Below are 11897 nucleotides of genomic sequence, written 5' to 3'. Positions count from 1 at the left end.
GAAAGTGTGTAATTTTACAAAATTAGATAAAAATTCATGTAAAACCATTAATTTCAATGTTATGATAAGTATATTCTGTCAAATAATGTCGAGGTGAACGGGTATCAGCCAGTACACCGCCATTGCTGAAGTAGGAGAGACGCTGCTCGCTCTTTTGCGAAAAGAGATGACGCCGGAGCCGATCAGCCAACCTGAGCTGATTGGTCTAAGCTCGCCTGCTCAGCCAGGAGATTTGGCGTTAGCCTTGTTTTTATACGAAATCCGGGAAAGTCAGGAGAGGCAGCACGTGATGATCAGTGAAGGTACTGATCAGTTGCGATATCCCCCAATGACGGTCAATCTCTCCTACATATTGACTGCCCATTCCCCAGCCGAACAGCATACCCGCATGCTGGACGAGCACCGTATCCTCGGGCGTGCCATGCAGGTTCTCTACGACAACGCCATTTTGCGTGGCGATCAGCTTCAAGGCTCCCTTGCAAACATAGATACAGAGCTTCGTGTCGTCGTGGAGCAGCCTCCCGTTGATAAGCTCATCCAACTCTTTCCACATGTTCCGTACAAGCTATCCATCGGCTACTCGGTAGGGCCGGTTCATATCGATTCAACCCGAGTTCGTTCAACGAAACGCGTACTGGAACGGGATATTCGAATACGAGGGGAAGGTCATGGTTAATGGATCAGCATTTCCAAGTGCGTATTCGTTCCGTCTTCTCGTATGCCGTCCGTCTGGTGGACATGTATACAAAAGGAGCTCCTTTTCGCTCGAGCTTGTCTGTTCGCTTGGCGAGTCATCCACAAGTGCCCATAGAAAAAGGGGACGGATGGTATATCTTTACTGATTTGCCCGATGGGATTTACACACTCAACATAAGCAGCCGGGAGTATATGGATCGCTCCGTGACTTTCTCCGTGATCACTGGGAGTACATCTTACTCCGAACGAATCATTTACTTACATCCGAGTCCAGCCTATCCATTCCGGTCAGGGGACTCTCTTGTTCGAGGGAGAGCCTGCGTGACGGATGGTTCCCCAGCTGGCGGTGCCTGTGTGCAGGCTGTCATCTCGTATGAGCGAGATGCCCCGGTGAGATTGGCCGAGGACGCAGACAAAGAGGCTACGGAGCTAATCGTAGCCAGTAAAAAGGGTCAAGTCGATTTGGCTGACGCTTTTCTTCTCGAAACACCCACATGCAAAGGGACGATCATTCGTTTTGCAAGTCCCCCAAAAGGTCGGGTTTACCCCTTGGCCGAACCTCTTTCTTTTGCCTACCCAAGAGGCACTGTCTTACTCCCACTGCTCGAGACGAACTGCGACGACAGAGGAGAATTCGTAGTTGCCCTTCCTTTGTTTCTGGAAAAAACTCATGCGCGTATGAAAATTGAAGTGCGGCGGGAAGAAGCCGCTGGTTTTGCCGAGCTTTCCATTCAAGCCGGTACGACCCAATCCATAGGTATCATCCCAATGAACAGACCCAAATAGGGTGATCCGGCAGTTGTTTGGCGTCGGTCCATGACATCCTGCTGCCTGATTATAGAGCAAGACTCACGTATCAAAACGGCATTTTTGTAAGTGGTCAAGCAAGTGATGAAATTAATCGGAGGGAGGGACTGATTGCAGGTTTCTGCTGCTGATACATGCGGAACTCTCCAATCAGGTTACGATGCCAGAGTACTTATCACCAGGGGTGTATGTCGAGGAGTTTGATAGTGGCCCCGTTCCCATGGAGGGAGCGAGTACGAGCACGGCCGGCTTTATCGGGCTGGCCCAAAAAGGACCCGTTGCGGGATTGCCTGAGCTGATTACAGGTGTTAATGATTTCCGCAAGTTGTTCGGTTCCTATTTGTCTGAGAATGCGTTTGGCGAATACCGTTATCTTGCCTACGCGGTGGATCACTTCTTTCTGAATGGAGGCTCCCGTTGTTATGTAATGCGGGTAGCGCCAGCAGATGCGAAGTCGGCTTCCAATGAAGGCAACAGCGAAGGAGCTGTCCTTCGGATTACTGCCAAAAACCCGGGGGCATGGGGAAATCAGATCCGCGTAAATTTGATTCCGTCGAGCAAGGCAAAAACGCAAATTTACGAGCAGCTAGGCGAGGCTCCCAAATATCGCGTGAAAAACAGTGCTGGCTTTCAACCAGGTGATGTCGTTTCTTTCTATGACGGTGAAACCAAGCAATACAGCGAAGTGGTTTCTTCCCAAGACAATGTGATCGAGTTGTCTGCCGTGCTTACAGGAGACGTCATTGATAACAATCTGTTGCCGGTCAAAATTTTGTCCACATGCGAATTTACGGTGCAGGTCTTCTACAACGATGAGGCCGAAGAGTTCGACAAATGCTCGCTCAATGTCTCTGCTGCCAATCATGTCAGCAAGCTGTTGTCCAAAAGCAATATCGTAGAGGTCGAAGCAGGTGCAGCCCCAGCAAGCCCAGAGGTCATCCCGCCTTTTACCGTCATTTCAGGGATGCCAGAAGAAACCCAATCCGAGGGTGGGAAGACGGAATTCGGTCTGTATCCAATCTCGTTGGCAGGGGGCAGCGACGGTTCTGTCGCCAATCTATCAGCGGGCGAATACATGGGGGAGGACCATGGACCGGGAAAACGTACGGGAATTCAAGCCTTCATCGATAACGACGAAGTGAGCATTATGGCCATTCCAGGCGTGACAGACCCGAATGTGCAGCTCGCGCTCGTGGCTCATTGTGAAAACCTGAAAAGCCGCTTCGCCATCCTCGATATCCCACGCGACAAGAAAAAAGTAAGCGATGTGTTGACGCATCGCAATATTTTCGATACGCAATACGCTGCCATCTATAATCCTTGGCTGCAAGTGTTCGATCCGCTGGACAAGCGTAACATCTACATTCCGCCATCAGGCTCCATGGCTGGTATTTACGCGCGCTCGGACAACACTCGCGGCGTCCACAAGGCGCCTGCAAACGAGGTCGTACGTGGCTGCACAGGACTGGATTGCCAATACAATACGGGCGAGCAGGATATTTTGAATCCAAAGGGAGTCAACCTGATTCGCGCGTTTACAGGTCAAGGAATTCGCGTCTGGGGTGCACGGACGATGTCTTCCAATGGGCTATGGAAGTACATAAACGTACGCCGCCTGTTCATTTTCCTCGAACAATCGATCAAAAACGGGACAAACTGGGTGGTATTTGAGCCGAATGACGAGAGGCTATGGGCCCGTGTCCAACGCACGATCGATTCTTTCCTGACGCGTGTCTGGCGAGATGGCGCGTTGATGGGCTCAAGCCCGCAGGAAGCCTTTTACATCCAAATCGGCAGAAGCACGATGACGCAAGATGATATCGACAATGGCAGATTGATCTGCGTGATTGGTGTAGCTCCTGTCAAACCAGCAGAGTTCGTCATCTTCCGTATTACACAAAAAACATCTGATCAGCAATAATTCACGGTGAAAAATGGTGTGAGGAAAGGGGTACAGTATGGCAGATCGCAAGGATCCATACCGCAAGTTTCGGTATCGGGTAGAGATGGACGGCATTCAGCAGGCGGGATTCAGTGAGGTGTCGGGCTTTGATGCGTCTGTGGACGTAGTCGAGTATCGCGAAGGCAATGAGGTGATTACACCGCGCAAGCTCCCGGGCTTGGCGAAGTACGGGAACATCACGCTGAAATGGGGCGTGACGGATTCGATGGATTTGTACAACTGGATGCAGGATACCATCCAGGGCAAGGTCGCACGCAAAACGGTCACGATCATTGCCATCAATGAAGCCGGAGATGATGTCGCTACATGGAAGGTCATCGAAGCATGGCCGACCAAATACACGGCGCCTGATTTTAATGGTACGTCTTCAGAGGTAGCGATTGAGCAGCTGGAAATCGCCCATGAAGGAATGACACGCACGAAATAATAGAAAATCCCGATGTCAAAGAGTGGCAAAGAAAAGGCTTATCTTTGTCACTCTTGCTGGCCTCGGATGATGAGGAGGATGACACCATGGCATTTAAAACGGAATATGAATTTGAGCTCCCGCGCGGCTATGTGGATGAAGAAGGGAACCTGCACAAGCGGGGCGTCATGCGCTTGGCGACGGCTGCCGACGAAATTTTGCCGATGAGAGATCCGCGTGTCCAGCAAAATCCCGGCTACTTGACGATTATTTTGTTGACGAGAGTGATTACCAAGCTGGGAGATGTACGGGGAATTGACACAAGAGTGGTGGAACGGCTGTTCACGGCGGATCTCGCGTACCTGCAAAACCTGTACAGACAAATCAATGAATTGGACAGCTCGATGTTCAAGACATCTTGTCCGAAATGCGAGCATGAATTTCAGGTAGACATGGCTTTTTCAGGGGCGCTGGAGGGAGTATGAGTGGATACCCCGTCGACAAGATCTATGAAGAAGCCGCCTTCATCGCCTACTACTTTCACTGGCCTCACGACGAGATCATGTCGATGGAACACAAGGAACGGCGGCGCTGGTGTGAGGAGATATCCGCCATCAATCGCAAGCAAAATGACGAACCGGAAAATGTTTTTGATGTGTTTAAGCGGAGGTGATTCTGGTGTTCGCCAATGAGAATCCGTTTTACACCAACCTCCGATTTCGCGTGGACTTTCTTCCGTTTGGATTGGAGATGGATGGCATCTGGGTCGCTGGATTTAGTGAAGTGTCCGGACTGGCAGTCGAAACAGAGCTGGAGGAGTACCAAGAGGGCGGCGTGAATCATTTCGTCCACAAGCTGCCGAAACGCAGCAAGTTTCCCAACTTGGTCTTCAAACGAGGGTTTGTGAGATCAAACGAGCTGTGGAGATGGTATGAGGAATTCCACTTTGGCCCGCCAGAAAAGCGTAAGCGAAAGCAAGGGGCAATCATTCTTATGGACGCAAACGGAAACGACGTGGGGGCTTGGGCATTTGAAGGGGCGTATCCGGTCAAGTGGGTAGGACCGGAGTTCCGGGCCACGCATGGAGAAGTAGCCGTCGAGACATTGGAAATCGTGCACCACGGCTTAAAATCGTATTTTTAAGCCTTATTCCGTCTGCAAGGAGCAAAAGAAACGATGATAACGATCAAGGCGCTCCCACCTTCGCGTCGTCCATTACTGTTGCCAAGGGCGTCCAACCAAGGCTTTGCACAGAGTATCATGCAGAAGTATCGGCACGGGGAAGGTCGCGATCCCGGCTATCTCGCTTTGATCCATCGTGATTTTTCGCCGAGTATCGGAGGGCAGGAAAACCACTATTATCAGACCTTCATTTATGTACGCATGCACGGACAAATGGGCTCCTACCTCGGATTGAATCGAGAAAGGTTGCCGAACGGACAGGCAGGCTTACCAGGGTCAAAAGAGCCCGTAGTCATGACGCAAGCATCGGGATCAGGACGAAAAGTACGACCTGCTACTTTGATACATGAGCTTTTTCAGAAGTGGGAGTCATCCAAAATAACCGAGAAGGTTTACCTCCCACGGCTCACAGTTGTCTCAAATGGACCAGATAGATATCGCTGGTCCAGCTATGTTCAGTCTTCGGTTCAGCGAGCAAGCTCATTTGAAAAATGGCTGCTGCTGTGGCGGTTAAAAGAGCAGATACACCCGGTCGATTTTGCCGCGCCTCTTTTGAAAGCAATTGTTTCAGACAGCAAGGAAACCGTACGTGAAAGTTTTTGGACACCTGAGACTCCCTATGTTTCACCGGAGTTTTTGGTACACACGATGCGAATGGGTGATCCTGCTGGACGCAGGAGCTTGCAACATGAATTTGAACGGATACGGTTCGAATCAGCGACAAAAGTAGATGTAATTTCGATTTCACGTGTCAGATTGATACTTTCTAAAGCTGGCCGATTCGAACAATTTGGAGTTCGCAATTTTTTGCAGTCGATCGGTAGAGGGATGGAACCAAAGGCTGGGACTTGGTTTTTTCCTGTTTTGCTAAAAAGAGTAGAAGGACGGGCTGCGAGATCTTTCTTGGATCGCTTGGCGTGGACAGAGAAAGCCGGAAATGACGGCAGAGATTTTACAAGTCCAGTTGTTCATAAAAGTGAAAGTACACGTTGGTCTGTAGCTTCTCAGCAGACTGAACTTTGGGGGCGTTGGTGGGAAAACCTGAGTCTGTACTGGCAGCAAAGTCCAGCAATTTGGCTGATAAGGACGATGAGCGCGCATCCACGTCTACGTGTATTACAGCCGATTGTTTTCCCGAGAAGCCGTCAACATTCACAAGCAAAAAGCGAGTGGATGATAGAAACGCAGTCTGACGTTTCTTTTATCCCATTGGAACGGAAGATACTTCAGAGCATTGAGCTTTCGAAGTTGTTCTCGTCCTTGATACCTAGCATGCTTCATCGAGCGGATGCTGGTCGGGCCAACCAGCAGGCTGTAAGGGAACGGTTTAAACAGCTATTCCAGTTGGCTCAACAGTTTTCGAAGGCAGAAAGCGATCCTGTGCATGCCGCTGTACATGGTTCTCGAAAGAGCTTGATGCAGATAGAGAGGTGGCGGGAACAACAGTCGAGTACTTTGTTTCATTGGTTGCGCCAGCCTGAGCAACTAGCAACCATGTTGGTGTCTCGGATTGGGCAGAACCCCCCTGGCATTCCATTACATACGTTGCAATTGCTTCTTTTTGAAATGATGGCAACAGGGAATCAAAGGAATCAGTGGACATACGAGTTGCGGAGGCAACAGCTAATCTCACAGGAAGCTAGGTTGAACGAGATTGCTAGGGAGCAGTCCATTCGGTTGAGATCAAGTCATGAGCAAACCCATGTTGATAACAAGAGTGTCCTTCCAGCTTTGTCCCGTGCCTCGTATAAGCAGGTTGACATGCTACAGCAAGAGTGGCGGACAGATTCGCCGTTACACGTTTTTCACTATATGCAAGGCCTACTTCTGTTCCCATTGCATATAACGCGTATCACAGAAAGCTCCCGAACACTTCCGCTTCTCTCGCAGTCAGTTGTCAGGAAATCGATGGCTGCCTATCGGATTCGGAGCTTCCAGTCCGCCATTGATCCTGTTTTCTTTGAAAAACGAGGATGGCAACCGTGGATCAAGGAATATCTTGAAACTCATAACGAAATCAAGCGTGAGCCAACTGGTATAGCTAGTAGTGCACGATTTGTATGGAATCGCTTTGTACCTGTCTTCCGTGTGAATCGCCAACTCTGGCAGACGCTACAGAATCGTATCGTGAGTTTTACCCATGACAAGACGAACGGGAAGTCTGTGATGGAGTGGGTGCATTTTCAACAGATGGCGGCAAGTGCACCTAGTAGATGGTTGATGCAACAGCTGAATGTTTTGACGAAAGAGAATACATCCGTCAGTAATCATGTCCAGCCAGCTATTCATTTTTTGCAAAATCAGCACGTTTTTCAGATGTCAAACGAGATGGTACGTCAGCTACTGTCGTTTCAGGGGGAGAGGGACAAGCAGACAGATGTCGCTTCCTCTTTCTCCAAAAATCAAGAAAAGTTCAACCTCTTGGGACGAAAAACGACGATCTCGATAGTACACGAGCGCGAGCATAGACCAATAGGGCATTCCATCTTCCTAAAAAATGAACAGAGTATAAGTCGAACATTCGTGCATACTCATCGTCATGATCGGGAAGCCATTTTACTCAGGTTGAACCGCTTTGGTTTTGCAAAGCTTCGTGCGTCAAAGTGGATTGGACTTGGAGGAACAGATCATCAGCAATTGCAAAGTACGTCTGCGAAGCTGGCAGCGATGAGCGAGTTTGCAAAGCTAGCATCAACAAGTGAGTTTGCAAAGGTAGGCTCAACAAGCACAAGTAGGAAAGCTCCCCCGAGCAGTGAAAAGCAATCGAATGATCAGTCTAGGTATCGCAAGGGCGAAAGCAATCCATTACGAGAAAGCCGTCGCTCCCACTTCTTGCAGCAGACAGCCAGCTTGTGGACAAACTCCGTTGCCCTACGTGCCCGCTCCTTTCTTCAAGTCATGGAGGAAATCAGAAAAGCTATCCAGACTGATTTCCGGACGGAAACATATGTCCAAAAACATCACCCACTCTCGACTGTTCTGAATCGTCACGATGCACAAATGGTTGTCCAGAAAAAATGGGGACCATTCCATAGTCTTGTGCATGGTCAAATCGTGGGGATACCCGACAGTATCGCGCATGAGAGTGGAAGCAGACGTGCAATAGAGCCACTACAACGACAAGATCGAGTTAACAGCTTAGAGCCATTTTCTCGCCATCATCCAATTATATCGGGCTCATTCTCGAGAGAAAAATCCATTGATTTTGTTTTGGACAGATTGCATTCCAGACAGCTTAGTCGCCGGAGCCGTTTTCAACAAAGCAACCATGAACATATTCTGACGGTCAACCAGAAGACGCAAACGGTCAAACGGCTAACAAGTGATGAGGCGCAGGAGATCGAGGTTCGAGACGCTAGGCTCACGCCGCTGCAAAGACTAGGGCTATTCAACCTGGGGTCTGCAACAATGGCCACGGAAAAAGTAGAACAGGCGGAAAAAAACACATCCCTAACACTTGTTTCAAAGCCAATGGTTGCAAAGACAATTCAGCTACCACTCCTGCATGCTTTGCAACAAGGCCAAAGAACGCCCAGAGAACCCGAGCAGCACTCCCTGTCCGAAAACGCAACCCATATTCATCGACGAGGATTACACACAGCAGATAGCGACGCAAGCCCTGCGGCTGTCGTTCAGTCGCCGCCGTCCATGGAGTATTTGCGAAAAGGCATCCCTCCTCAAGAATCCGCATTACAGCAGACGGCAACACTTCCACTCCAGCGACAAGTCGATCTACACGTGCAAGAGAGAGCTGGCAATCAGCCATCGTTATCTCCACAAGAGGTGGATCGATTGATGGATAAAATGATGAAGGAGCTGGACAAGCGCCTCACTCAAGAGCGGCAGCGACGAGGTCTATAGGCATAAATTGCCTTATATTCACAGACGACTATTTCTTCGGTAAAGAGAGGCAAATGCCAATGATGGGTCAGGAGAAAAAGGCCAAAATTTTAGTGGATCGCAACGGGCAAGGAGACTTCAAGGAGAGTATTTCCGTTCTCTTTAACCCATCAGAATACAAGGTAGATGCTTCCAATAACTACTCTTGGCAAAAGATATTGGGGCAATCGGTACCAGTCGGGATGTTCACGAGCGGTGATATCGAGACATTATCGGTCGACTTGTTTTTTGATACATACGAGGCTGGAGTGGATGTGCGTGCATTCACGAATCAGGTGCTGGGACTGATGGCCGTAGAAAAGAAAATCAGTACGCCGCCCCTATGCAAATTCGTATGGGACAGCTTTCAATTCACTGGTGTAGTCGAAAAGGTTTCGCAGCGGTTTACAATGTTTCTCGACCAAGGGACACCGGTACGAGCCACGTTAGGCGTCACGTTTAAAGGCACGAGCGTGAAAAAGTCCGCGGACGATATCGGGGCTGCAAGAGAAAAGGTCGCACAACAAACGGTCAACCAAGGAGACCAGCTGTACCTGATGGCGTATCGCACGTACAATGATGCGTCGAAATGGCGAAACATAGCGAACGCCAATCAGATCGACAATCCCAGACTTCTAAAACCGGCTACTACCCTGCATGTGCCACTTGTGAGGTGACGAAGAAATGAGCGAATTGAAATTGACGACAGATCGCCATTCCTTCGATGACCTGCGCCAAACGTACAACAATTTTCATTCTCCAGCCTTGGAAATACTCGTTGGAGGGAAAAAACTGATCAGCCAGGTAGGTGTCGCTATTACCAAAGCAACGATCAACTCCACCTTGGAAGGCAAAGCAGATACGTTCTCGTTTTCGGTAACCAATGCTTTTGATACGGCAGCGTGGGAGTTCCGCTGGGTAGATGACTATCTGGTTCCAGGCAACGAAATTGAAATTCAGATGGGCTATGGAACCGAGCTATCCAGTCTCTTTTACGGACATATTACAGCCGTTTCGTTTGCATGCGAGGAGACGCCCACCATAACGGTAAAAGGGATGGACAAATCGTTCCTGCTAATGGTCGATAACAAGTCTACCTCCTGGAATAAAAAGAAATACAGCGATGTCGTGAAAGAGCTGGGACAAAAATACGGCTTGTCAACGCATGTGGATGATACGGTTCAGACAATCGAGACCATTACCAAGACGGTGTCCGAGACTGACTTTCAGTTTTTAAATCGTCTTGCAAAAATTTGTAACTACGACTTTTTTATCGTCGGGAAGAACTTGTATTTCCGTAAGCCACTGAGCAACATGACTCCGGTCCTCACCTTGATCTGGGGAGTGTCCTTGCGTAGCTTTTCTGTCGATGTCAACATTGCTTCTCAAGCCTCCTCCTATACAGTGCGATGGGTAGACAAGGACAAAACAACGGTGCTCCAGGAAGCGAAAGCAACGAGCGCAGATATAGGGAAGCTCGGGACCAATTCGAAGACTAGCGCTGATCTGCTGCAAGCAATCGGTGATTATTTTGATAAATACGAGTCTACGAAAAAGCTGGACTCACCTGAGGAGATAAAAGCGGTCGCCAAGGCACGCCTGAATCAACTCGCCATGAACCTTCTCGACGGCAACTGCGAGGCCATCGGTCTGCCAGAAATTCGTGCTGGCCGCTATATCATGCTAGAGGGCATGGGGAAAAAGCTGAGTCAGCCATATTACATCACATCTGTTACACACACCATCGATGTGGCATCTGGATATGTGACGACGTTTCAAGTGAAGGGAAATACGATATGAGCTTTGATCAATGGTTCTACCAGGATGAAATAACAGAAGAAGAACGGGCAAAAATCCACGGTGTCATTGTGGGGATTGTGACGAACAATGAAGACCCCGAAAAGCTCTCGCGTGTAAAGCTGAAGCTGCCTCTGGTTGATAACGAGCGGGAGACAGATTGGGTACGAATTGCCACGCTGTTTGCAGGAAAAGATCGCGGCAGCCTGTTTATTCCGGAGGTAGGCGACGAGGTGCTGGTCGCTTTTCACTGGGGAGATGTACGCGAGCCATTTGTGATCGGGATGTTATGGAATAAGGAAAACAAAGGCCCGGAAATGGCGGAGAAAAACAACATCCGAAAAATCACGACCCGTGCAGGCCATGAAGTGATTTTTGGCGATGATCCGAATGACGGGAAGATCACGATTGCCACGAAAAAAGGACAACAGGTGGAGCTGTCGGACAAGGATGAGAGTATTGTGCTTACGGAGAGCAGCGGAAACAACCAAATCGCCATGAAAGGCGGCAGCACGGGCGAAGTTACGGTGAAGAGCGGCTCAAGTACGATTACATTGAATGCAAAAGGGCAAGTGACCATTCAGTCAGACACATCGCTGACAATCAAGTCCACCCAGTTGAATCTGGAGGCGCAGGGAGCCATGTCGATTAAAGCAGGAGCGTCTCTGAACATCAAATCTGACGGAATTGTTGCCATCAACGGTTCGGTGATCAAATTGAATTAATTCGTGGGGGGATTCCATGCAGCAGGCATTCGGTGAAAAAGGATGGAAGTTCCCTATTCAGGTGGATCAGGCTACAGGCCGTATTCGTTTGTCTGATTACGAGGATGACATCGCGGAATCCATTCGTATCATTCTTTCCACTGCAAAGGGAGAGCGTGTGATGCGACCGAAATTCGGGAGCGGATTGCAAGGCTTCATGTTTGATGGCACGGACGGAACGAGTCTGGCTTTGCTCCAATCGGACATCGCAGAAGCAATCTTGATCTGGGAACCGCGTGTGCGGGATGTGCAGGTGGAGGCCAAAGTCGACAAAACTCATTCCGAAAAGGTGAACGTTACGATCAGCTATACCGTACGTGCGACAAACAAAGGCTATCAGCTTCTGTATCCTGTCCATCGCCTCGGTCCACATGGATAGCGCAAGAGTCACAGTCGCGTGAAG

The 11897-nt window shown here is 49.4% G+C and carries 12 protein-coding genes; all 12 read left to right on the top strand.

Annotated elements, in window-relative coordinates:
* The first annotated feature begins 103 nt into the window (after positions 1-103).
* The 12 genes from C7R94_RS26010 to C7R94_RS25955 all read left to right on the top strand — a co-directional run bounded on the left by C7R94_RS26010 (position 104) and on the right by C7R94_RS25955 (position 11873).
* Entirely contained in the window at positions 104-676 is a 573-nt protein-coding gene (locus tag C7R94_RS26010; protein ID WP_106785541.1) for a Pvc16 family protein, read from the top strand.
* The gene (locus C7R94_RS26005) at positions 676-1482 is read left to right on the top strand and encodes a hypothetical protein (protein WP_106785540.1); all 807 of its coding nucleotides are present in this window, start codon (positions 676-678) and stop codon (positions 1480-1482) included. Before C7R94_RS26010 ends, C7R94_RS26005 begins: the two co-directional genes overlap by 1 nt.
* Positions 1483-1663: 181 nt before the next feature.
* Positions 1664-3424, top strand: a complete 1761-nt coding sequence (locus tag C7R94_RS26000; protein ID WP_106785539.1) for a phage tail sheath subtilisin-like domain-containing protein — start codon at positions 1664-1666, stop codon at positions 3422-3424.
* Between the two features lie 37 nt (positions 3425-3461).
* Positions 3462-3893: a phage tail protein gene (locus tag C7R94_RS25995; RefSeq protein ID WP_007721341.1), complete on the top strand. Its 432-nt coding sequence runs from the start codon at positions 3462-3464 to the stop codon at positions 3891-3893.
* Between the two features lie 86 nt (positions 3894-3979).
* Positions 3980-4357: a hypothetical protein gene (locus C7R94_RS25990; protein ID WP_007721338.1), complete on the top strand. Its 378-nt coding sequence runs from the start codon at positions 3980-3982 to the stop codon at positions 4355-4357.
* Positions 4354-4545 carry a DUF6760 family protein gene (locus C7R94_RS25985; RefSeq protein ID WP_007721336.1) on the top strand — a complete coding sequence of 64 codons (192 nt, stop codon included), beginning with the start codon at positions 4354-4356 and terminating at the stop codon, positions 4543-4545. The genes C7R94_RS25990 and C7R94_RS25985 overlap by 4 nt, the downstream gene beginning before the upstream one ends.
* A gap of 5 nt (positions 4546-4550) precedes the next feature.
* Positions 4551-5015: a phage tail protein gene (locus tag C7R94_RS25980; protein ID WP_015892460.1), complete on the top strand. Its 465-nt coding sequence runs from the start codon at positions 4551-4553 to the stop codon at positions 5013-5015.
* A 33-nt stretch (positions 5016-5048) separates the two neighbouring features.
* Positions 5049-8915, top strand: coding sequence for a hypothetical protein (locus tag C7R94_RS25975; protein WP_106785538.1), 3867 nt, complete (start codon positions 5049-5051; stop codon positions 8913-8915).
* A gap of 59 nt (positions 8916-8974) precedes the next feature.
* Positions 8975-9610, top strand: coding sequence for a CIS tube protein (locus C7R94_RS25970; RefSeq protein WP_106785537.1), 636 nt, complete (start codon positions 8975-8977; stop codon positions 9608-9610).
* A 7-nt stretch (positions 9611-9617) separates the two neighbouring features.
* Positions 9618-10733: a phage late control D family protein gene (locus C7R94_RS25965; RefSeq protein WP_106785536.1), complete on the top strand. Its 1116-nt coding sequence runs from the start codon at positions 9618-9620 to the stop codon at positions 10731-10733.
* Positions 10730-11455: a phage baseplate assembly protein V gene (locus tag C7R94_RS25960; protein ID WP_106785535.1), complete on the top strand. Its 726-nt coding sequence runs from the start codon at positions 10730-10732 to the stop codon at positions 11453-11455. The genes C7R94_RS25965 and C7R94_RS25960 overlap by 4 nt, the downstream gene beginning before the upstream one ends.
* A gap of 16 nt (positions 11456-11471) precedes the next feature.
* On the top strand, positions 11472-11873 hold the full coding sequence (locus tag C7R94_RS25955; RefSeq protein WP_106785534.1) for a GPW/gp25 family protein: 402 nt from the start codon (positions 11472-11474) through the stop codon (positions 11871-11873).
* Positions 11874-11897 lie beyond the last annotated feature (24 nt).

This window comes from Brevibacillus sp. NRRL NRS-603, assembly GCF_003013445.1.
GTDB lineage: Bacteria > Bacillota > Bacilli > Brevibacillales > Brevibacillaceae > Brevibacillus > Brevibacillus formosus.
Note: the sequence above shows the minus strand (reverse complement) of the source record. Positions and strands in the feature narration are given on the sequence as shown.